The organism is Nitrospira sp. (genome assembly GCA_016715825.1).
Lineage (GTDB): Bacteria > Nitrospirota > Nitrospiria > Nitrospirales > Nitrospiraceae > Nitrospira_D.
Genome location: JADJXO010000003.1, coordinates 284,360 through 306,554, shown reverse-complemented (window position 1 = coordinate 306,554; position 22,195 = coordinate 284,360). Strand labels below are relative to the sequence as shown.

The following is a 22,195-nucleotide window of genomic DNA, read 5'->3' as shown; positions in this document are numbered from 1 at the left end:
CATCACACACCCATCATTCTTTGGTCTCTTGAATCTGCTGATACTTTGGGGGAGGTGGCAGTGCACCCTGTCCAGGCTTAGCCGTACTACCACAATCCGGAGGACAGGTCTTAAACCCTTGATTGGGATCGGGCAAACTGCTTTCCATCTGACGAGACTGACATTGACTCAGCCGACCGCCATCATGGCTTCCACAGCGCGCAGGAACTGATGAACCGCCGATTTCCGCATACCCCTCCGGGCACGACCCGCAGACCGCCAACATATTGGCTCCCAAGGGCACACATTGCACCAACGTCGGATCTTCGTCTTTGCAAACCTCGGGAGACTGCGTGACACCGGTAGTCGCATACCCATCCGGGCACTTCCCGCACGTCATTCTGATGCTTTTGGGTTGCGGAGTCTCCTCCGCAAGACTCCCTTCTGGAGCTGTGATCACGATCGTCACTCCGACAACCAGAACACACATGAAAGGTTTGGCGATAGTTCCTACGTTCAATGGCATCATGCTTACCCCCTTGAAAGTTCCTTGAGGCCTTCGCGTATGAGCTCTTTCAACGCCAGAGGGCCTTCGGTGGCCTTCCTCACACGCTTCAAGGCATCTTTGACGTCCTGGGCGCGATAGCCTAAGTTTATCAGAGCGGAAAACGCGTCCTGATAGGGTCCCTCCGCATCTGATGCGTCTGCAGCGGTAGACTGGGGGTAGGCACCGTGAATCTTGTCAACCTTGTCCTTCAATTCCAGCGCAATCCGACCGGCTGATTTCTTTCCGATACCGGGTACAGTGGCTAGCTTGTCGACATCCTCCGTTCGAATGGCATGAACCAAATCCATCATCGACAGGCTGGACAGCACGCTCAGGGCGAGCTTTGGCCCGATGCCCGACACACTCGTCAGCAACAAAAACGATTCCTTTTCACTTTGCGAGAGAAACCCGAACAGCTGGATTGCATCCTCACGAAGATGCGTATGAATGTTTAGGGCGGTGACATCGCCGAGGTTCGGCAGGGCGTAATAGGTGCTGAGTGGAATATGGACTTCATACCCGACCCCCTGCACATCGAGCGTGAGGTGGGTGGGTGCTTTGAATGCCAACCGCCCCGTGAGAAAGGCGATCATCTTGTCTCGTTATCTGAGGACAAATCTCATCGTAAGAGTCAATTGCGGATCAGCCTGCTGCGGTCGCAGCGACTTTTTCCATGACGTCATCTGGAATGTCAAAATTGGCATGCACTTTTTGCACGTCGTCATGTTCGTCCATGATTTCCATCAACTTCAACATTTGCTCAGCGGATTTTTCTTCTAACCGAATGGTATTTTGTGGGACATACGTGATTTCAGCAAGCGTCGTCTCGATATTGGCATCTGCCAGGGCCTTCTTCACCGCCTCAAAATCTTGCGGACCCGTGAGCACCTCGTAACTCTTTTCACCGACCTTTACGTCTTCCGCTCCGGCGTCGAGCGCGAGTGAAAGTAGGGCATCTTCCTCGACCTTCCCCGTTTCAATCGTCACAAGCCCCTTCTTCTGAAACTGCCACGCGACGGCACCGGCTTCAGCCATGTTCCCATGGTTCTTGGTGAACAGACTTCGGATCTCCGCAACCGTCCGATTCCGGTTATCACTGGTGATTTCGAGTAGCACGGCTGTCCCTCCTGGGCCATAGCCTTCCAAGGAAAACTCTTCATAGGCCACGCCGGGCAGTTCCCCTGTGCCTCGCTGGATGGCTTTCTTCATCGTATCGCCAGGCATATTGGCTTCCTTAGCCTTGGCGATGGCCAGGCGCAGCCGGGGATTGCCGTCTGGATCACCGCCTCCACGAGCTGCGATCGTCAGCTCTCTGATGATGCGGGTAAAAATCTTCCCCCGCTTGGCATCTTGGGCCCCTTTGTGCCGTTTGATTGTCGCCCAATGACTATGTCCACCCATGCGTCCCTCCTCTATCCCAACCTGGTTTTCCTGGCTGGTTAGAGATGCGAAATAGAGCAGTAATAACCGTGATGAGGTAGACCTAGCACAGGCCTCGGAAAGGTGTCAAATGACACCCGTGCACGGGAACCAACCGTTATTCAGAATAGACGAGAAGCAGAAGACCGAAGAGAGTCACCGAGGCCGCCCAGGCAACCTCCCATCGTTTGACCGTACGTGGGGAAGCACCTGGGAACCAGGAGGCCATCCCCTTCGATAATGCCGCAGCCATGCTGACTGTCCCTAACACAGCATGATGGAACTCGATCTTCGCTGTGCCTGGATGATCGCCATGCGAATGAACAAATAACAGCAGCGCGGCAATGAGAATTGAGAAAATCAACGGAGCCGCCCAGGCCGGGTGCTGAAGCCTGCCCGTCCGACGAAGTGCTTCGACGACGGCCATGAGCAGCGCAAGTACCCCGTAGAATTTGTGCTGAATAATCTCCAGATCTTGCCCCCCAAATGATTCTGCAAAGCTGAGGGTACCGATCGGCCATGCATCGTGGTCGCTCCAGATGAACAGATACACCCCCATGGTCCCAAGGGCAGCAGGCAGAACGAGTCTAGTCCAGAAGGGAAGCGGGTACTGGAGCGCATTGCCTAACTCGGCGAGCCCCAAGAAGGTGTCGAAGATACCAGCGAGATGATGATTAAACTCCGAATAGGCCTTCCCTTCAGCTGATCCCTCCCATCCATCGCGACCACGTTCACCATGCTCATTATGCGTCGCGGTCGTGGGGGGGGGGACCAAGACGTGAGGCTGTTCCGAGGGTGGTTGCGCACCGACATAGGACGGCCCAGTGACCAGCGCTACGGAGAACATTGATAGAACGAGCAGAAGACTCCACCGCTTCATACCAACGAACCATGGATGGGGCAGACAGAAGAAAGGCCCATCCAGACAGCCGGATGGGCCTTGTGTATTTCCGTTAGCAAGATGTAGCAATCACATGAACTTCATGAACTTGTCTTTGGCCTCGTCCATCACCTGCGCTGTAATCGTCGAGGCGCCACGTTCCTTGGCCATACGTTCAACCTCTTTCCGGGCCATCGGGCGGATGAAGTCAGGAATATTTTCCAACCGCTGTTCCGCCTCCTGTGACCAGCTCATGCCTTCGGGCGAATAGTTTTTGGAATCATCCATCACTTGCAGGGTGATCGTGGTAAACCCTTGCTTCCGCGCGTACCCCTCCACGCTACTTTGGACCATCGGTTTCACGAAGGCCGGAAGGCGATCAAGCTTTTCTTTGGCATCGGGAGTCCAGCTGAACTCAGCAGGTCCACCATTGGTTGGCTTCCCCGAGTTGGTCAAGCCCATCTCAGCCACCATGGCGGAAAAGGGACAGCCACTCGCCTTTTCAGGCGCCTTGGCCGGTGAGGCCGCGGTGGCAGCAACCGCTGGCGAAGCAGGGCTTGGCTTCGGAGTGGAAGCACTTTGGCCGTTTCCTCCCAGGCCTGCAAGCCTTCCATGGAGGCGGCGGGCGCGGCCTTCGGACTCAGCTTCAACCCCAAGGAATTCATCATGTTCGTTTCGCCGGCATTCGTCACCATCGAAAACTTCGCGCTACAGGATGGGCAAGCAAAGAAAACCCCCAGCGAACCCTCCTCCGGCTTTTCGACCTTTTCGAGGCTCATGTATGTTTCGCAATTGAGACAGACAAATTTCATAAAGACTCCTGTTCCGGTCGCTCCGCAAGATTTTCGATAAGCTACGCTATCACAAGGATTTTCAGGGAGTCAAACGGGCATGAGGATAGAAAATTGAAGAGATCTGCCCATCCTAGTTTCACGGAACTGACATGATTGAACAACGGATGTAGCACCATTTGATGGACAGGCACATTGTGATCGATTGTGATCGTAAGTAAGCCATTACTTTTGGCTCTCCCATCTTTATATCGGTCCTTACTAACTTAGCGAGAGTCTAAAATTACAAATAGACCTAAGACCACTACGGCTAACAACCAGATTAAGACACCATGCGATAAGGACTGCGACCACCGATCCCAGTGTGACCACGCATCAACAATAGACTCACCGATGAATCCAAGTTTTTTCAGGAGCAGCCAGACAAGAAATGCAATTAACAGAACGGTCAGCGTAAGTAGAGCCTCGCCAAGTCCTCGAGAGAGGACATCCTGCCAACTTGACTGCGTCAAGGGCGGTCACTCCTATTTATCATTTGAGGTCGTTGCTTAACTTTGCATTTTTCATGAATACTTTGGATCAGATTGTTGGGATGTTCATCCTGACGCCCTCAGCCCATGAGAAGAGAGAGTTAGCCTGGCTCAGTGCATTTTACCATTGCCACAGATCACGCCGTACCAAATGCTTGATTGTGAAATGACACAAGAGAGGCACGAAGATAGGAGCCTGGCAGACCTGAATATCAGGCGGGATGATATTCAGGCAGATATGTGCCTAGACCGAGTACTGAAAGGCCGACTTCGCCTCGATGGCCTGGCCCAGAACCCCCCAGGCGTTCAATTCGTCGAGGAGTGACTCGAGACTCGCGGTGGAGGCTGAGCCTCTTCCACTTGCTTGGATTGGCGGGTAAACCTACTGTGCCTCCGGCGTTGCACTCGGGGGCTCGCCGTCGCCGAGCCACTGCTGATACTTCTTGTAGTACTCGACCCTGGCACTATGCACCCAGTTTTCTCGTTGGATGCGGCCCCCAAAGTTGGGCAACAGAAACTCGAATTTGTCGATGTCCGCTTGGCTCCAGGTCGCCACCTGACTGAACCAGAAGACGCCTCGTTTGTGCAAGAACCGCTCTAATCCCGGCCCGACCCCACGTATGTGTTTCAGGTCATCAGGCGACTCACCGACGGCTTCTCCTCACCCGACGGCTCCACGACATCAGCTTGGTCAAGATTTCCGGCTGGTTGGCTGATCATTTCAATTGACTCTTCCCCATTCGTCTCAGTGAGAGTCTCGGTCCCCGTCTTGGCGACCCCTCCCGGCCGGTGAAGATGCGGCCCGAAGCTCAGCGATCTGCCTAGAAGGCTCAAGGCTCTCATTCGGGGTTCACCGTCACCCAGCCACTGCTTATACTTCTTGTAGTGCGCAACCTGCGCGCTCCGCACCCAGTTTTCTCGTTGGATGCGTCCCCCAAAGTTGGGCAACAGAAACTCGAATTTGTCGATATCCGCCTGGCTCCAGGTCGCCACCTGACGGAACCAGAGGACGCCCCGTTTGCGCAGGAAACGCTCCAGCGCCGGCCCGACCCCACGTATGAGTTTCAGGTCATCGGGCGACTCACCGACGGCTTCTCCCTCACCCGACGGCTCCACGACACCAGCTTGGTCAAGGTTCCCCGTGTGCTCCTTCATCTTCTTAACCAACACTTGCCCATTCTTTTCGGCGATCTTTTCAGCGGAAGGCTCGATCGGCTTTTCGACGATCTTCTCACCGACCTGCAACGACACGGCCCGGATCTCAGCAATCTGCGTACGAAGATCATCGATGACGGCCACTTCGCCTTCTAACGCCTTGATCCGGGCGAGGTGCTCCGGATTGTCGACCGGCACCACGACTCGCCCTTCAATTCTCTTCTCCCCCCCGGCCTGCGAAGAAGTGGTTTGGAGCTGAGCGATCTGCCCCAGCAACCCGGCGATCATGGCAACCTCGCCTTCCAATGCCTTGATCCGAGCGAGATGCTCCGGATTATCGACCGGCCGATCCACGACCCTCTCCACCGGGACTTCCACTCGCTTCATCACCACCCGTTCGACCGGCACCTCTACCCGCTTCTCAACCGTACGAACCTCCGGAGGTTGATTGGCAAGCTTGGTGAGCATGGCAACCTTACTCGTGAGGCGTTCCATCTCACGACGCTTGTCGTCGATCACCGTTCCCAGCACCACTCCCTTGATCCCCCACCCAAGAAGTCCGGCTCCCAACACCGTCCAGAGCCAGCAGGTCCAGTGCGCAGACATCATGGCTGCGCTCCCTTACTCCGACGGAAAATTCGATTCTACGGTTTTGCCAGTGCCCCTCAGCAGCGGCACTTTCAACGAGTGGGCGCGACGCTCCATACCCTTTCGGGGTCAGTCGTTCAGCGGCGATTCCTTGCGCAATCAGATACTCGACGACGGTTTCGGCACGCTGTTCCGAAAGCACCCAATTCGCCTGCTCCAGCCCAATGTTGTCTGTATGACCGCCGACTTCAAAGGCCACAGTTGGGTCCTCGTGTAACACGGTAGCCACACGGTTTAGCACGGCTTTACCATCCGGCAGAAGGGTCGCGCTGTTGATTCGGAATTGAATCGTATCTTCTCTCAACAGATCATCGATCTTTTTTTTCAATACTGCCGGTGCGGACACCAGCGGTACTGGTGGAGTCAATGTCGGTGGGGCCGTGATTTTTTGAGCCGATGGAGGAATGTCAGCCGGGTGTTCCAATGCAACCGGAGAAGATGACGTCACCGACCCCTTGCCACAGAAAAACCACGTCATACTCAGAATGAATACCCCGAGAAGTACCAAGAACGGGTCTTTTCCCTGCATGACGGTCACCCTGCTTAGGAACGCAACGGAGCACGGTACAACAGAATATTGCTGTGGAAGAAATCCGTCAAGGGGTTGGCCTTTGTCCCGTCCTCTGAAAGGTGAGGGACCTTGAGGCTCGGTTTAGTTGATCGATCGATGAGATTGAACCGGAGCACTGGAAAACCGGGTTGACTCCGATGGCGTGGACCAGAAAGGCACGACACCACAAGTCCCTGATGATACCACTTATAGCATCACCACGATCCGTTGGTCCCATTAGGTTGACATGGGTACTAGGTAGAATTCGGCTGACCGTACTCTCATGCAGAAGCGCTTGCATTTTACGCTTCACTAGGCCACGATAGGAGAAGGATGAGGAGGATCGCAATTCAAGAAATGATTCAGAAATTGCGCTTTGTGAAGATCTTGAAGCTGGATAGAACATATTCAATGTATGAGTAATTTTTCGCGGCCCTATATGTGATGGAATTTGCGGCGAAGAGGTTAATCCATGCTGAACCATCTCAAATCCCATGTCGTGGCCTATAGCCTCGCCGGCGTGGTGGTCATGTTCTTCACCGGTCAGGCGGTCATATGGTCCTGGCAGAGCGAGACGAACCTGATCGAGCCACAGCAGGTTGAAGCTGCCGTTGACCGGGCTTCCATAGAAAGGGTCTCGGGGCTCGAGCAGAGGACCCAAGAGCTCTATGCACAAAATGACCAGCTCAACGAACAGAATGGACAGCTTCAGGGCCAAAATGGCGAGCTCCGCCAACAGAACGGTCAGCTTCGTCACCAGAACGGTCAGCTCCGCCAACAGATCACCCAGCTCCAAGAGGTCATTAAGGAAAAGGATGAGCTGGCTGCCGCTCAGATGCGAGCTGGGGCTGCGGCACCAGCAATTGGCTGAGTACGAGCAGGTCTTGGAGGCGATGAGTGCAGACGCCGATTATTAAGCAGGCGGTACTGAAGCAAGCTGAAACGGATGCGGGGTTGGTCAAGCTCGCGAAGGAAACATTGGGAGTCGATATACAGGTGAGGGAATGCCGATGAGTGATATCGGACTCTATCCTCCTACTGAACATTCGCCGGACATCGTGACTCGTCAGGCTATTCAGCTTGCAGGCATCGACCCAAATTCAGGAAAATGTGAATTGGTATGTCAAGGTGGAGGAACGAAGGCCATGATCTACCTGTTGCTTACCCTGCTCTTATTCCCTGCAGTTGCCCAGGCAGAAGAAAAAGTCGTTGCGGTACCTCGTGATCAGTTCGTCAAGGTGCTCGCCGAGGTCAAGCAGAACAAACAGCTCCTGAGTGAATCCGGAAAGTTGCTCGCCGAATACAAAGAGATGTTTGAGAAACAGAAAGCCTACGTGGAAACGCTGGAGGGGCTGAACGAGAACCGGAAGCAGGAGAGTGAATTGTTGCAAGAACAGAACGCGGCGCTCCAAGAGCAGCTTGACGCTGAGCGGAGGCGGAAAGAAGACTTGGCGTGGAACGAGAAAGCGCAGTGGGCTGGACTTGGGGCGGCGGTTCCGACGGCAATTGTAATCTTGCGGAAGCTGGTATTCAAATTCTAACCATGGTGAACGCGTTACCACACTGACGTCGTGTCCGTTCACCACGACGTCTCGTTGTTTCCCGTCCCGCTAGAGGATGGTCAGCGGTTTGTGAATTAACTCGCCTGCTGTCTTTCCCTTACCCGCCTAACACGGTCACGGACAAGGGGTACCAATCACCCGGATCTTGCGGGGATCCCAAGACAGCCAGACGGCTGCGTAGGCTCAAGAACGCGAGATTGTCACACCTTCCCTGTCGTCCTTTGATTTTAGATCGAATACTGGAAGACCGGCTTCGCACCGATCGCCTGGGCCAAAACACCACGGCGTTTCAGTTCGTCGAGAACTCTGGCGGTCGCCGCATCGAAATCGGTGGGACCGGTGAGGATCACGTCGGTGCTCGGCGGCAGCTCTTCAGTGGCCTTGCTCATATGCACGGCGATCACTGGGACGGGATGCACAAGTGTCCTAATGGCTTCTGAGGCTTCGCGATAGGCCAGGCCGAAGGGATTAGTCGTGGAGACCACAATGAGGCCCGTATCGGTGAGTAGCCGCGCCACTTCACCATAGCGTCGAGCCATTTCTGTCGTTTGTCCGCGCTCGGCTTCGCTTAGGTCCGCATCAAGACCACGTCGAAGATTTTCTCCATCCAACAGGTAGGCGTGACGCCCATCCGCTACCAGACGGCCCTCGAGCTTTCTGGCCAAGAATGATTTCCCGGTGTGCCGACCTCCGGTAATCAAGACAACGGCAGCACGATGGCCATATTGTTGCGCCCGATTTTCAATCGTGACTTCGCCCTTGATCCACGCAAAATCCCGTCGTCTGGCTTCTTCGCGGAGAAACTCCTGGTCGTCATGGACCAGTTCAGTGATAATCCCACCGCCCGCAATATCATACTCATCAACCAGGACGAAACGACCGGTCGCCTCGAACGAGGCCGAGAGATCGAACGCGACCGGGACTTTTGTGCGCAAGGTCAATTCAGCAACCTGGTTCTTACTGACCGTGCTACTGCCTTGTTGCTGGGCCAAATCCATCGTATCGATGATCCGATGGATCGAAGCGACTTCGCAGTCCACCTCTTTTGTGGCAACGCGTAAAAGATATTTCCGCCCCTTTTCCAACGGTCGTTTCCCCAACCAGAAGACGTTGGCCCGGAAGGCCGTAGAAACCTGAGGAAGATTGTCTTGTGTGGAGGCAATCTCACCACGCTCCACAAAAATCTGCTCATCAAGCGCCACACCAATCGACTGTCCCGCCTGACCTTCCGTCGGCTGCGGCTCAACATTGAAGGCTTCTACCGTCCGGATGTTGGCTCGCTTGTTGGACGGGGAAAAGACCAGGTGATCGCCGACTTTGAGCCGCCCAGCGGTAATCCGACCAGTAATGATGCGGCGCGCATCGAACTTATAGACGTCCTGCACGGGCAATCGCAGCGGCTGTTCCGAGCGAGCCGCTTCTTTGCCAAACCCACCGAGCGTCTCAAGGACGGTCGGCCCGCTGTACCACGACATGGTTGCACTGCGATTCGCAATATTGTCGCCGAGCTTGGCGCTGACCGGAATAAATTGCGACGGCACAGCTTTGAACTGCCCCAGAAACTCCCGATACTCTTTTTCTATCCCGTCAAACACATCCTGGCGGTACCCAACCAGATCCATCTTGTTGACCACGACCGCAAACTGTCTGACGCCTAGGAGCGACAAGAGATAGCCATGCTTCTTCGATTGCTCTTTGACACCTTCCAAGGCATCGATCAAGAGCAACGCCGCTTCGGCACGCGCGGCTCCGGAGATCATATTCTTGAGAAATTCTTTGTGGCCCGGCGCATCGATGATGATATATTGACGGCCTTTCCACATGAAAAACGTGCGGGCCGTATCGATCGTAATTCCCTGCTCCTGTTCCTCAAGAAACGCATCAAAGAGGAATGCGTATTCGAATTCTTTCCCCTGCTGTTTGCAGATCGCCTGGACTTTTTCCAGTTTCCCGTCCGGCAGTGACCCCGTATCGGCATAGAGTCTTCCCAGCAGGGTGGACTTGCCATGATCCACATGCCCAACGATCACGATGTTCAAATTCTCAGAAGGCTTGGTATCGGTCTGTGTCATTTTCATTCATCCCACAGAATGCTCGCACGAGGAGATTGTCAGCATTCTGCTTACATGTACCCGTCTTTACGCAGCAACTCCATCCCACGCCCTTCGTCCTGCGCACGGCCTGACCGTTCAGCTACCGTGGTATGGCGGAGTTCTTCAATGATGTCATCCACGTTCTTCGCGGTTGATTGAATCGGTGTCGTGCAAGGCGCACAGCCCAGGCTGCGGTAGCGCGTCCCTTCGCCCTTGTCGAGATACAAGTCGATGAACGGAATATTCTCGAGCTTGATGTACTCCCAAATGTTGATCTCGGTCCAATCCAACAGCGGGTGAATGCGAATATGTGTCCCGGGAGGGAACGTCGTCTTGTACTGATCCCACAGCTCAGGCGGCTGATCCCGGAAATCCCAGTCACCGTGTTTATCTCGCGGAGAAAAATAGCGCTCCTTGGCCCTAGTCCCCTCTTCGTCCGCCCGGACGCCAAGGATGACGCCGGTATACCCTTTGGTTTCCAGCAATTGCTTGAGGCCGTTCGTCTTCAAAGCGGTACAACACACCACGCGGCCCATCTCGTGATTCATGCCGGCAGCCAAGGCTTCCTTGTTCTGGCCGACGACCAGATTCAACCGCCATTCTCGCGCCAGCCGATCGCGGTACTCGATCATGGCCGGGATCTTATAGCTGGTATCGACGTGCAGGAGCGGAAAGGGCACATGCCCAAAGAACGCCTTGCGGGCCAACCAAAGCAACACCGTCGAATCTTTCCCCATCGACCAGAGCATGGCGAGATTATCGAAATGCTTATACGCTTCTCGAAAGATATAGACGCTTTGATCTTCAAGTTGCCGAAGGTGTTTCATGACTCGTCATCCTCTTAGACCTAGGCCGCTACCGAGGTTCGCACCAATTCGTCCAGTTTTCGCGCCGCCGCTCCCTCAAGCGCCGCACGTACAGCCGGGAAACTTGCAGCCAACGACGACCCTTTGCCGGCGGCATAGAGCAACATCGCCGCATTCATGAGTACCCATTCTTTTGGACCACCTTGCGCCCGATTCTGTAGAATCCGGCGTAACAGGTCGGCCTCTTGTCTCGCTGATCGGGCGGAAATCCGGCCATCTCACGTGAAGGAAACGAACGCCAGCTTAAAATCTTTTGGCGACACTCCGAGCGGCGTAATGCGTTCATCTCGCAATTCGAGCACTCGAGTTTCCATCGAGGCAGAAAGCTCCGGATCGCCTTCGACCCCGCGAATCACGAGCGCCCGTGGACAACCTAGGATGCGTAAGGCCTCTGCGGTTTTTTCGAAGTGCGGAGGGTGCGACAACCCGACGACTTGCACTGAGGCCCGAGCCGGGTTGAGCAGTCTGGCGATGGGATGAAAGACGTTTCTGACACCAAACGCTTGCCGCATCTCCAAAAATCGGAAGACAGGGGGATGATACAGCCCGATATCCAAATACCCGAACCCCTTCTGATTCACGTCCTCTGCGACCATTTTGGGATCGGCATCGACCGGGATGCTCAACGCTTTCAAAACCCCGGCGCTGCCGGGCCGACCCGGAATGCCATCGTAGCCATGCATCAAGACCGCAGCCCCAGCCGCCACGGCGACAATGGACGCCGCAACGATTGCGTGAAACGTATCCTGTTTCCCGGCATAGCTGGGCACATCGACCAAAGCCAAGCCCCGCGAGACGGCAAGTGGAGGGACATACTGCCGTGCCGCAGCCGTGAGCCCAGCCAATTCCGTCACTGACTCAGTCTTGAATCGCATGGCGATGAGAAAGGCGCCGACCTGTGCCGGACTGGCTTCACCTTCAATCAGAGCCTTCATGGCCTGCTTACACTCATCCCAGGTGAGGTCCTTGGAGGCCTTTGGCCCTTTCGCAATCTTTGCAAGAATATCGTGAATCGGCATGTTATGACTTATGGAGTCCGCACTCGGTCTTGGCAAAATTCTTCCAGCGACCAGCTCGAGGATCCTCACCAGGTACCACGGGAGCGGTGCAGTGTATGCATCCAATGCTCGGATAATTCTGATCGTGCAGAGGGTTGTAGGGAACCTCGTAGACCTTCATGTAGGTCCAAACGTCGGTCCACGTCCATCGAGCCAGGGGATTGATTTTCACCAGGTCGAATTTCTGATCCCATTCCACGATCCCGGCATTCGCGCGTGACGGTGCCTGATCGCGCCTGATTCCTGTGATCCACGCCTCGTATCCTCGCAACACCCGCGTTAATGGCTCAACCTTGCGCAGCTGGCAGCACCGATCCGGCTCCCGCGACCACAAGGCATCGCCATGCTCCTCAGCCTGTTGCTGCGCGGTGAGCATTGATTTCACTTGATGACCTGGGCCGGCTTGAGGCCATACCGCTCAATCACTCGATCCCGCGTGGCATAGGTTTCAGGAAATAAAAACTCGTGTCGAGATAGAACAACGGCACAGACGGATCGACGCGATGCACCATGTCGACCAAGACGACATCCTCCGCTCCAAAACTGCAGGCCAACACGATCTTTCCTCGATAGCGCTCAATGGCCGCCGTACACCATATCCTGAGGCTGCTTCGTTTCAAAAGATTCACCCCAGGATTTAAGCTCCTGAATGAGTCCCGATCGGTCTTCTACCGTCATAGCAACTACGCTTTCCTTACCCTTCGACCTTTTCCACCAGTATCCGATAATGGGTCGCTTCCGGCTCAAGCGCTTCTTGGATCAGCAACTTATGCCCATCATTCTTCAGACTCATGGGCACATTCTTGATCGGCTCGCCCGCATCCAGCCAGACTTCCAGCTTCTCACCGGCGTCCATCATTTCCAGCTTCAACTTCGTCTTCACATAGTTCATGGGACAGGCCACGCCTCGCAGATCATAGACTGGAGCTCCAGTCGGAGCTGGTGCGGCCGGTTTGGGTTCGACTGGTGCAGGCACGACCGGCAGTGGTTCTTCCTTTACCGCCGAGAGCTTGAGATCCTTCCCCATCTGGTCCGTTGCCGTCCGGCAAGCGTCGACAAATCCTTTGGCAAAGGCCATCTTCTCACGTGCTGATTCGGCTGATGTTTCTTGGGGCCCAGATCGCCGACCATTGCGTTGAGGTCCTGATAAAGAGGCGGCACGATTCCCTTCTGAGCGATCCGGCTGTCGAACTCAAGAAACGTCTCGGAGTCCGTCGACGGCTCCAGCCCTTCGGTCACTAACAATGCCTTGGCCGCGGCCAAAACGGCGCGATAGGATTTGTTCACCGATACGGAGTATTGATGCTTCTCAACCAGCAACCTGGCTTGATAGAGCTCTTGGTCTGCCTCAAGAATGCCATTTTCGATCATCTCGAGCGCACCGCCGGCGCATTCGCCGGGACCGAGATCTTCAAGAATGAACTCTTCTTCGCCTTCCCAGTCGTAGTAGAACGTCGAGTCCTCTTGAAACGACGGCACGATCGTGTAGGGGATCAGTTCATCTTTCAGTTTACTCTTGCCCATTCTGGCGATGAACTTCGAGAGGTTTTCGTTCGGTTGACGATCACGCCGGTATACATCGATCAAATGGGAGATCGCCGCCGGAACCGCTTTCGCAGGCAACTTCACCGTCATCTGCCCAATCTTGGCCGTGCCGTTGACCGACCCACCGAGATGCAGTTCGTAGTGTGGCGCGACATGCTCACCCAGGCGCTTTCCAACCCCGTGCAACCCGATCGTCGAGATATGGTGTTGTGCGCAAGAGTTATGACACCCGCTGATTTTGACATCGACCCCGGCCAGGTCGTCAGGCACCCGCCCAGCAGGAAAGACTTCGGCCAAGGCCCGCGCGAGCCCCTTTGATGACGTGATACCCAAGCCGCAGGTATCGGTGCCTGGGCAGGCGATAATATCCTCGACCAGTTCCGCCCCAGGATCGGCCAACCCCTGTGAGGCCAGATCCTCATAAAGCTGGGGAACCTGATCGGCGGGAATCCACCGGATCACTATGTTCTGGTTGATGGTGGTGCGAAGATTCCCGTTCGAATAGCGCTCGGCAAGATCTGCCACAAACAACATCTGCTCACGAGTAATATCTCCCATGAACAGCTTGATGGCGGCCGTCACATAGCCTTCCTGCTTTTGTTTCACCACATTCGTTCGTTTCCACATCTCATACGGCGTTTCGCGACCAACGACGGACACGCCATTGCCGTTCCCGTTTCCATGTGCGGCATCGTTCCGCTTCGGCATGATCAGTGGTGTGGGTTCATCTTGATGCTGGAGGAGTGTCAACGGCCCGTTCTTGTGGAAGGGCATGACCCATCGCCACGTAGGCGGCTTCCCACCGACGTTTGAATTCGTCAAACCCAAGCTTGTCGATCACGAACTTCATGCGGGCCTTGTTACGATTCTTTCTGTTCCCAAGGGTATCGAAGACCTTGATCACCGCCTCGATACTGGGGATCAGTTCTTCCATCGGAGTGAATTCCCGAAGAAGTTGTGCGACGCGTGGAGCCGAGCCCAATCCACCACCCGCCACCATGCGGAATCCGATCACGCCGTCGGCCCGTTTCACGGCTAGGAGCCCGATATCATGGATCGGCGTCAGCGCGCAGTCGTGCGCGCAGCCAGAAAACGCGATCTTGAATTTCCGAGGCAGACTTTGGTTCAAGGGATTCCGTAGGAGATGATAGGCCACCGTCTTCGCATAGGGGGTGACATCGAACACTTCGCCTTGGCATACGCCCGCTAAATGGCAGGCCGTCACATTTCGAACGGTGTTGGCGCATGCCTCCCTGGTGGTCAGGCCGACGTCCGCCAATCCCCGCATAATGGTCGGCACATCCTTTAATTCAACAAAATGCATCTGAATGTCTTGCCTTGTCGTGACATGGCCGACGCCGGTCGCATAACGATCGGCAAGTTCCGCCAGGCGGCGAAGCTGATTTGCCGTGATGCCGCCGAATGGAATCTTGACACGAACCATCTGCACACCTGGTTGCCGCTGACCATAAATGCCGTACTGCAGACGGAACGGCTTGAAGAGATCAGTCGAGATTTCCCCAGCCAAAGTCCGGAGCGCCTCAGTTTCAAACGTTTCGATTTCCTCCTGGATGTCGGGCGGGATCGGATTGGTCACGATTTTCCGAATCGTAGTGGATTCGACCTGGCTCATCGCTAACTCCTTCTCTCTTCGGGAAAGCAACGCTCTCGTCAGATGTGGTACATCGGGTTTCGTTGGGCTTCAAACGTCCGTTGCTGAATCGCTAACTGTTCGACCGTAATGCCTTCGAGCACTTTCCGTTCTGCTTGTTGCACTTGCTCCCAAACCTCACTGAGAAGCAGATCGGGCTTGGCTGGAAGCCGATCGCGGGTTCCCAGTTGAAGGGCGGTACGATGGAAGAGCGGCCCCTCCAGCGCTTCAAGTATGTCCGCAAGGGAGATACGTGACGATTCGCGTGATAGAAGATACCCACCTTGTGCCCCTCGGTGGCTTTCGACCAAATCCGCATTCTTGAGCGCATGGAGAACCTGCTCAAGAAAACGAATCGGAATGCCTTGCCTCTTCGCGATGGCTCTCGCCTGAATAGGGAGCTCCGCCGCATTGATCGCGAGATCCACAACCGCCATGACCCCGTAGGTTACCCTCTTCGATACTTTCATTCTTTATTATTCCGGTAGGAATTACGTTAATACCTATAACCGCCTCTTGTGCCTTCTGTCAAGTTTGATGGGCGTTCACTTGAGCTATCCAGATTTGGCTCCCAAAATCTTCATCTTGCCGGCGGTCATGACAATCGATCCCAATTGCCAGAGCACTACACCAGGAAATCCCTCCGCTGACTCGGCGTTGTATGCCCATATGCGATCGGTACATGGAGCTGTTTGACAGCTAACTAGATGCATAATTCCGATTGACATCGCGTATGCCCTAAGCAATAATCCGAGCTCTTCTTCCTGTGGTGCATTCATGCCAGCGCCGTCATCCGCATACAGTATTCTTTTGCTTACAGCCGATACAGCGATACGGAAACGCGTTAGGCAGATCTTTGGGGATGCTTCGATTACGATCGCTCACGATACGACAGCCCTTCAAAAAGAATCGTCCAAGCAGCATTTTGATATTGTGGTCGTGGAATCACGGATAAGCCGGGAGCAGGAGGGGCCGACCTGAACACTATCTGGTTCCATCTCGCACATTGTTCATCAAAGGTTCACGCGCTGTCTTGAGGAAGACACTGAAGATGATTCAGGCGATGAATATACAGAGCCTCCTCGATCCGAATAAAGGCCGTGATGGCTCGCTGGAGAGTTACTTAGAGGTTAAGATGGGAGAATTTGTGAAAGGCATGAGGAACGGATCGGCAAGGAATCTGCATTCGATCCTCCTTGCCGCAGTCGAACGCCCTCTCATCACATCAGCATTAAAGGAGACACGAGGGAACCAAATACGGGCGGCTGAACTTCTTGGGCTGAACCGAAACACTCTGAGAAAAAAGATCGTCGACCTACACATTCCCTTAAAACTCACCAAAACTAAAGGCGGGTCCTAGTGCGTAGGTTCTTGTGTCGCGAAGTGCCACTGAACTCACCGTTCACATTTCTCTCAACACTCAAGGAGGAGGGATATTATGACCAAGGAAGAGTTGATTGCGAAGATGGCCGCTTCGGCAGGAATCACCAAGGTCGCGGCAGGAACTGCGCTTGAAGCGTTTACCGGAGCGGTGACGTCCTCCCTCAAGAAGGGGCAACGAGTCTCCCTTGTCAATTTCGGCACGTTTACGATCTCTAAGCGGAAAGCCCGGATGGGAAGAAACCCAAGAACAGGCCAATCGCTCAGAATTCCGGCTGCCAAGGTACCCAAGTTCTCAGCCGGGAAAGAACTTCGTTCTGCCGTGAAGTAGTCGTCTTCTACTGCACGAGTGCCTGCAACAAAGGAAGAAGCATCGCTCTTTCAGCTCACTGAGGGAGCGCTGTCTTCTCTTTCGCTTTCTTGACAGTGTCCCTGAGGCTATATTAGCATGCCACTCTTGCGTATAGGCGCGTAGCTCAGGGGGAGAGCGCTACCTTGACACGGTAGAGGTCGACGGTTCAAGACCGTCCGCGCCTACCATCGAATCCGAGGCACTGGCTTGCCTCTCGGAGGCGCGGTGCCTTTCTTGTTTTTGGTGCAGTGGACGTAGTCTCGTAACAGCGATGAAGATCTCGGTCAAAGACGGCCCAACAGCCGATGTGCCGGTTGGGAAAACGGTAGAAGCTGCTCTGTCCGCTCTGGGACTTGCCGACCACGATGTCTTGGCAGCCAAAGTTGATGGAGCGGTCGTTGATCTGTCACGGCCTCTATCCGGTAGTTCAACCGTCGAACCACTTCGGTTTAATAGCGCCGAAGGTCGAGAGGTCTACCGCCACAGCAGCACGCATATCATGGCCCAAGCCGTCAAGGAACTGTTTCCGACTGCACAGCTCACGATCGGTCCGGCGCTTGAAGATAGTTTTTACTATGACTTCGCTTACGACCGCCCCTTTACACCTGAGGACCTTGAGAAGATCGAAGCACGTGCCTCTGAGATCATCGCACGGAATCTCACGATTACGCGCAGAGAACTTTCCAAACAAGAGGCCATCGATTTTTTTCAGGCCAGAGGCGAACAGTATAAGGTTGAATTGATTCAAGGTTTTCCCGATGGAGAACCGATCACTGCCTATTCTCAGGGTGATTTCGTGGACCTCTGCCGTGGGCCTCACCTGCCCACCACCGGGTCGGTCGGTGCAATTAAACTGCTCAACACCGCCGGAGCCTACTGGCGCGGCGATGAACGCAACCCCATGTTGCAGCGCATCTATGGGACCTCCTTCCCAACCAAGGCTGAGGTGGATGCCTACCTCGCGAGGCTGGAGGAGATCAAGGGCGCGACCACAGAAAAGTGGGAAAAGAATTGGACTTGATCAGCATTCAGGACGACATCGGCCCAGGGTTAGTGCTCTGGCATCCCAAGGGCGCAGCCGTGCGTTTGTTGATTGAAAACTTTTGGCGAGAGCAGCATATTCGCGATGGGTACGACTTGGTGTACTCACCCCATACCGCTCGCCTCGACCTGTGGAAAACCAGCGGGCATATCGACTATTACCGGGAGAATATGTTTCCGGCAATGAAGGTGGAAGGGAGCGAGTACCAGCTCAAGCCGATGAATTGTCCGTACCACATCATGATCTATCAGTCTCATCTCCGGAGCTATCGAGACCTCCCCATTCGCTACGGCGAGTTGGGAACCGTGTACCGCTACGAACGGACCGGCGTCTTGCATGGACTGATGCGGGTACGCGGATTCACGCAGGATGATGCCCATCTCTTCTGTCGTCCTGATCAGATGGAGTCCGAGGTCAGCCGGGTCTTAGACTTTACGTTTTTCGTCTTGCAGACGTTCGGCTTCCAAGAGTTTGAAGTGTTCCTGTCGACCAGACCTAAAGAGTCGGTAGGGGGCGAGGAGCATTGGACACTGGCGACAAGCGCGTTGGAAGCGGCACTAAAGAGTCGTAATATTGCCTTCCATCTCGATCCAGGCGGAGGAGCCTTTTATGGCCCGAAGATCGATATTAAGATCAAGGATGCGTTGGGCCGGTCCTGGCAATGCTCAACGGTTCAGGTGGATTTCAACAACCCAGAGCGATTTGAATTGAGTTATATTGGAGAGGATGGCAAGGCCCATCGCCCGATCATGATCCATCGTGCCCTCATGGGCTCTATCGAACGATTCTTTGGAATTTTGATCGAGCATTATGGCGGCGCGTTCCCGACGTGGCTCGCTCCGGTTCAGGCGGTGGTGATGAATATTACCGATCAGCAGGAGGAGTACGTCGCTGCTGCCGCCACGCGACTGAAAGCAGTAGGGTTCCGTGCCGAAGCCGACTTGCGGAACGAAAAGATCGGGTTCAAGATTCGGGAGGCGGAGAAAGCCAAAGTCCCCTTCATGTTGGTCGCGGGGAAACGCGAGGTTGAACATGGGACCCTCTCCGTACGTGGTCGAAGCGGCTCAAACTTAGGTACAATGACGCTGGATCAAGTGGTGGCTCTCCTACAAACCGAGACCGCACATCCCCAGCGAGAACTTCAACTCACACACTAGAAAGAGGTGGCCTATCGTCCCCAAATTGCGCGTGAACCGTGAGATCCGAGTGCGAGAAGTTCGTGTGATCGGACCGGAAGGAGAACAACTTGGCATCCTCCAGACTCCAGATGCGTTCCGTCAGGCTCAAGAAGGCGGCTACGACTTAGTAGAAGTGGCTCCCACGTCCGTTCCTCCGGTGTGCCGGATTATGGACTACGGGAAGTACAAGTACGAGCTGAGTAAAAAGGATCATCAGAGCCGACGTCATCAAAAGTCCACCCAGGTGAAGGAAATCAAACTCCGCCCACGGACGGACAAGCATGACCTGGAAATCAAAGTTCGGCAAATGAAGGCGTTTTTGGAAGAAGGGAACAAGACTAAGGTCACGCTCACGTATCGCGGACGAGAAATGGCCAATCAGGAAATGGGTCGCGCAGTCATGAACTCGGTTATTGAACAGTTGGCCCAGGCCGGCACGATTGAGTATGCGCCCCGTATGGAGGGACGCAGTTTGATCATGATCGTAGCCCCAAAACATTGACGGCTGAATCGGGGAGATCCATCAACCAAAGGAATTGTTCGATGAAAATGAAGACACATTCGGGAGCGAGCAAACGATTTGCCAAAACAGGAAGCGGCAAGATTGTTCGGCGCAAGGCCGGCAAGCGGCACATCCTGACCAGCAAGCGACACGATCGGAAACGTCGCTTGAGCGGCACCGCAGTCGTCGATCCAACGGTGGTTTTGACATTGAATCGGCTCCTGCCCTATGCATAGATGATTGTTTAATAGATATGACTTTCAGGACCCAAAAGGAGTAATGAATCATGCCTCGCGCAAAAGGTGGACCCAAAACAAGAGCCCGACGAAAGAAACGGATCAAGCTAGCGTCAGGCCAGTACGGCGCAAAGAGCCGGTTATTTCGATCCGCCACAGAAAGTGTAGACAAGGGATTGACCTACGCCTACACCGGCCGAAAGAATCGCAAGCGGGATTTTCGGCAATTGTGGATCGCCCGCATCAGTGCCGCCGTTCGTGCCCAAGGGCTGACCTACGGTCGATTCATCAATGCATTGAAGAAAGCGAATGTGTTGTTGGATCGCAAGGTCTTGTCGGATATGGCGATCAAAGACGCGGCGGGATTTGAAAAGTTGTGCGGTCTTGCCAAGCAACACCTGACACCAGCGACAGTCTAACTCTCAAAGCGTCAGTAACACATCCAACCAAAGGGGACGCGGCACAATGGCGTTTCCCCTTTTGGTTAATTTTCGGAGAAATAGGCCCCCCCCTACTCAGGCTGAATCAGCTGCGAGAGGTTCAGGTCAAACGCGACGACCGGCATGGCGATTTGCCAACGTTCGAGGACTTCGGGATGGAGTTCGCCGATGACGCCGACGGGTCGGCCCGTGACAACAATCTGCCCGGCTCGGCCTTCCAGAAAGGACGGATGCTGAACCGTCTCGAGGCTGTATTCCTTGCCAAGGTAGTAAAACAGCACATCGACACAAGAATGAATCTCTGAGAAATGCGCCGATGCATGAGCGATGACTGCTCCCAAGACCGTCTCCGTCCGGGAGCCCAGCTCCTTGGTGAGGTCAGGAATCGCCACATCACCGGCCTCAAAGAGGCGGTGTGGATAGAAAGCCCGACTCGATGCTGCCTCGACACGCAGCAGAGACGGCAGGATCCATTGCCGGAGACAGGAGAAGCTCAAGGACATGACATTATTGACCTCAACCATGCGTCCCCATTCCGTCTCATCGAGCCGCATTCGACTGGAATAGCTTTCCGGCGAGCCAAGAATGTTCGATATGATCTCCTGAAACCCTAAGCCCACCATTAACTCGCGTGCCCGGTCCGAGGTTTGCTCGATGGCGGATAACCCACCCACGGTAAACTGCGCCGGCATGACCGGCGTGAATTCGGCGTATCCCAGACTCATGGCCACATCTTCAACCACGTCCATCGCATGCATCAGATCCTGCCGATAGAGGGGCAGTTTGACCTTGACGGATCCCTTTCCAGGAGCAACATGGTAGCCGTACGTTTCGAGAGCTTGTGCAACAGTCTTTGCACCCAGTTCTTGCCCAAGGGCCTGTTCGATCGTGTCGATCCGGATGGCTTTGGACTTTCCAAGATCCAGAGGCGTTTTCACTCGTTTCCCCAGCGAAGTATCCATCGGATACTGGACTTCGACCGGTTCAATGATCGCCCCACGGTCAGCGAGATTCGACGCAAAAATATTCAGGGTCAAGACGACCATTGAAAGATCAGTGCCCGTCACCTCAACGAACAGCTGATCGTCCCCCACCTGGACTTCTCCGACTTCCCTGCTATTGATGATCGGCGTGAAGGACAGCGGTTGACCGGCCGCATCACGGAGGAGAGGTACCCACCCGGCGCCCGAAACGATCGCTCCATACTCCAATCCCTTCGGATGCACCATGAGGATTTCTGCCAGGGTCATGACCGTTTCCATGCCCAACGGGGTAAACCGTGCCTCGTCCGGCTTCACCAGCTCGTAGGTCACGGGAAACTTTATCTTGGGCAGCTGATAAATTCCGATTGAAACGGTCTTGCGCTTGTGACCGAAGATCTCCGCCAATTTTTCCTGTGTTTGAATCAGCTGCGCCAATCCTTCCGTCGTGACTCGATATCCTCGGGCCGCACAGGCCGCCACATAGGGACGAACCTGCTCCATCCCTGGCTTCACGCGGATCTGCATCCCGGATTTTGCTTTTCCGGATAGAAACGGATAGGGCGAGAGCGGCCCCTGTTGTTTGATACGGATTTGTCGAGCGATCCCTTCGCAGCACCACAGATCAGGCCGATTGCTGTCTTGAAGTTCGATGCGAAGTTCGCCTGTTTCAGGGGTGTACCCCTTCAACTCGCCCTTCACGAGCATCAGCCATGTTTCTAACTCCTCAATGGGCATAGTCCCGTTCGTCGACTGCCCGCCGTTGAGGAGGGATTCGAAATCGTCTTTGTAAATAGTAATCGTGGGCATG

25 protein-coding genes, 1 tRNA gene and 2 pseudogenes are annotated in these 22,195 nt (G+C 54.7%); 9 read left to right on the top strand and 19 right to left on the bottom strand.

Annotated features, from left to right (window positions below):
- Positions 1–13: 13 nt before the first annotated feature.
- From IPM58_11205 to IPM58_11165, 9 genes are all read right to left on the bottom strand, one after another.
- A complete protein-coding gene (locus IPM58_11205; GenBank protein MBK9307627.1) occupies positions 14–508 on the bottom strand; it encodes a hypothetical protein in 495 nt (164 codons plus the stop codon).
- A 2-nt stretch (positions 509–510) separates the two neighbouring features.
- On the bottom strand, positions 511–1,119 hold the full coding sequence (gene ruvA / locus IPM58_11200; protein ID MBK9307626.1) for a Holliday junction branch migration protein RuvA: 609 nt from the start codon (positions 1,117–1,119) through the stop codon (positions 511–513).
- Positions 1,120–1,168: 49 nt separating this feature from the next.
- Positions 1,169–1,927 (bottom strand): YebC/PmpR family DNA-binding transcriptional regulator, encoded by a 759-nt coding sequence (locus IPM58_11195; protein ID MBK9307625.1) that lies wholly within the window; start codon positions 1,925–1,927, stop codon positions 1,169–1,171.
- Between the two features lie 136 nt (positions 1,928–2,063).
- Complete coding sequence (locus IPM58_11190) at positions 2,064–2,825, bottom strand: hypothetical protein (protein MBK9307624.1); 762 nt, start codon at positions 2,823–2,825, stop codon at positions 2,064–2,066.
- Between the two features lie 90 nt (positions 2,826–2,915).
- Positions 2,916–3,287, bottom strand: coding sequence for a PCP reductase family protein (locus tag IPM58_11185; GenBank protein MBK9307623.1), 372 nt, complete (start codon positions 3,285–3,287; stop codon positions 2,916–2,918).
- Positions 3,278–3,637: a hypothetical protein gene (locus IPM58_11180; GenBank protein MBK9307622.1), complete on the bottom strand. Its 360-nt coding sequence runs from the start codon at positions 3,635–3,637 to the stop codon at positions 3,278–3,280. Before IPM58_11180 ends, IPM58_11185 begins: the two co-directional genes overlap by 10 nt.
- Before the next feature lie 891 nt (positions 3,638–4,528).
- Positions 4,529–4,735, bottom strand: a complete 207-nt coding sequence (locus IPM58_11175) for a hypothetical protein (GenBank protein ID MBK9307621.1) — start codon at positions 4,733–4,735, stop codon at positions 4,529–4,531.
- Positions 4,736–4,773: 38 nt separating this feature from the next.
- A complete protein-coding gene (locus IPM58_11170; GenBank protein ID MBK9307620.1) occupies positions 4,774–5,910 on the bottom strand; it encodes a hypothetical protein in 1,137 nt (378 codons plus the stop codon).
- Entirely contained in the window at positions 5,798–6,478 is a 681-nt protein-coding gene (locus tag IPM58_11165) for an OmpA family protein (GenBank protein MBK9307619.1), read from the bottom strand. Before IPM58_11165 ends, IPM58_11170 begins: the two co-directional genes overlap by 113 nt.
- 493 nt (positions 6,479–6,971) lie before the next feature.
- On the opposite strand from IPM58_11165, the gene IPM58_11160 reads away from it, so the two are divergent.
- Positions 6,972–7,370, top strand: coding sequence for a hypothetical protein (locus tag IPM58_11160; GenBank protein MBK9307618.1), 399 nt, complete (start codon positions 6,972–6,974; stop codon positions 7,368–7,370).
- Between the two features lie 139 nt (positions 7,371–7,509).
- Positions 7,510–8,040 carry a hypothetical protein gene (locus IPM58_11155; protein ID MBK9307617.1) on the top strand — a complete coding sequence of 177 codons (531 nt, stop codon included), beginning with the start codon at positions 7,510–7,512 and terminating at the stop codon, positions 8,038–8,040.
- Positions 8,041–8,288: 248 nt separating this feature from the next.
- Here IPM58_11155 and IPM58_11150 read toward each other — a convergent pair whose 3' ends face one another.
- The 9 genes and pseudogenes from IPM58_11150 to IPM58_11110 all read right to left on the bottom strand — a co-directional run bounded on the left by IPM58_11150 (position 8,289) and on the right by IPM58_11110 (position 15,744).
- A complete protein-coding gene (locus IPM58_11150) occupies positions 8,289–10,139 on the bottom strand; it encodes an adenylyl-sulfate kinase (GenBank protein ID MBK9307616.1) in 1,851 nt (616 codons plus the stop codon).
- Between the two features lie 44 nt (positions 10,140–10,183).
- Positions 10,184–10,981 (bottom strand): sulfate adenylyltransferase subunit 2, encoded by a 798-nt coding sequence (locus IPM58_11145; protein MBK9307615.1) that lies wholly within the window; start codon positions 10,979–10,981, stop codon positions 10,184–10,186.
- A gap of 20 nt (positions 10,982–11,001) precedes the next feature.
- Positions 11,002–11,229: a hypothetical protein gene (locus IPM58_11140; protein MBK9307614.1), complete on the bottom strand. Its 228-nt coding sequence runs from the start codon at positions 11,227–11,229 to the stop codon at positions 11,002–11,004.
- 9 nt (positions 11,230–11,238) lie between these two features.
- Positions 11,239–12,039, bottom strand: a complete 801-nt coding sequence (locus IPM58_11135) for a hypothetical protein (protein ID MBK9307613.1) — start codon at positions 12,037–12,039, stop codon at positions 11,239–11,241.
- Position 12,040: 1 nt separating this feature from the next.
- Positions 12,041–12,590 (bottom strand): annotated as a pseudogene (locus IPM58_11130) (phosphoadenylyl-sulfate reductase).
- Between the two features lie 182 nt (positions 12,591–12,772).
- Complete coding sequence (locus tag IPM58_11125) at positions 12,773–13,105, bottom strand: sulfurtransferase TusA family protein (GenBank protein MBK9307612.1); 333 nt, start codon at positions 13,103–13,105, stop codon at positions 12,773–12,775.
- Positions 13,075–14,397, bottom strand: coding sequence for a HEPN domain-containing protein (locus IPM58_11120; protein MBK9307611.1), 1,323 nt, complete (start codon positions 14,395–14,397; stop codon positions 13,075–13,077). Before IPM58_11120 ends, IPM58_11125 begins: the two co-directional genes overlap by 31 nt.
- Entirely contained in the window at positions 14,348–15,256 is a 909-nt protein-coding gene (locus tag IPM58_11115; GenBank protein ID MBK9307610.1) for a nitrite/sulfite reductase, read from the bottom strand. Before IPM58_11115 ends, IPM58_11120 begins: the two co-directional genes overlap by 50 nt.
- 38 nt (positions 15,257–15,294) lie before the next feature.
- The gene (locus IPM58_11110; protein ID MBK9307609.1) at positions 15,295–15,744 is read right to left on the bottom strand and encodes an Rrf2 family transcriptional regulator; all 450 of its coding nucleotides are present in this window, start codon (positions 15,742–15,744) and stop codon (positions 15,295–15,297) included.
- Positions 15,745–16,325: 581 nt separating this feature from the next.
- Here IPM58_11110 and IPM58_11105 point away from each other — a divergent pair.
- From IPM58_11105 to rplT, 7 genes and pseudogenes are all read left to right on the top strand, one after another.
- Positions 16,326–16,634 (top strand): hypothetical protein, encoded by a 309-nt coding sequence (locus IPM58_11105; protein ID MBK9307608.1) that lies wholly within the window; start codon positions 16,326–16,328, stop codon positions 16,632–16,634.
- A gap of 78 nt (positions 16,635–16,712) precedes the next feature.
- Positions 16,713–16,985, top strand: a complete 273-nt coding sequence (locus IPM58_11100) for an HU family DNA-binding protein (GenBank protein ID MBK9307607.1) — start codon at positions 16,713–16,715, stop codon at positions 16,983–16,985.
- 134 nt (positions 16,986–17,119) lie between these two features.
- Positions 17,120–17,194: transfer RNA gene (locus tag IPM58_11095), tRNA-Val, on the top strand.
- Positions 17,195–17,277: 83 nt separating this feature from the next.
- Positions 17,278–19,205, top strand: a pseudogene (gene thrS, locus IPM58_11090) (threonine--tRNA ligase).
- 13 nt (positions 19,206–19,218) lie between these two features.
- Positions 19,219–19,728: a translation initiation factor IF-3 gene (gene infC / locus IPM58_11085; GenBank protein ID MBK9307606.1), complete on the top strand. Its 510-nt coding sequence runs from the start codon at positions 19,219–19,221 to the stop codon at positions 19,726–19,728.
- Positions 19,729–19,769: 41 nt separating this feature from the next.
- Positions 19,770–19,964 (top strand): 50S ribosomal protein L35, encoded by a 195-nt coding sequence (rpmI, locus tag IPM58_11080; protein ID MBK9307605.1) that lies wholly within the window; start codon positions 19,770–19,772, stop codon positions 19,962–19,964.
- Between the two features lie 50 nt (positions 19,965–20,014).
- Positions 20,015–20,383 (top strand): 50S ribosomal protein L20, encoded by a 369-nt coding sequence (gene rplT / locus IPM58_11075; GenBank protein MBK9307604.1) that lies wholly within the window; start codon positions 20,015–20,017, stop codon positions 20,381–20,383.
- 92 nt (positions 20,384–20,475) lie between these two features.
- Here rplT and pheT read toward each other — a convergent pair whose 3' ends face one another.
- Positions 20,476–22,194 (bottom strand): phenylalanine--tRNA ligase subunit beta, encoded by a 1,719-nt coding sequence (gene pheT, locus IPM58_11070; GenBank protein MBK9307603.1) that lies wholly within the window; start codon positions 22,192–22,194, stop codon positions 20,476–20,478.
- Position 22,195: the final 1 nt, after the last annotated feature.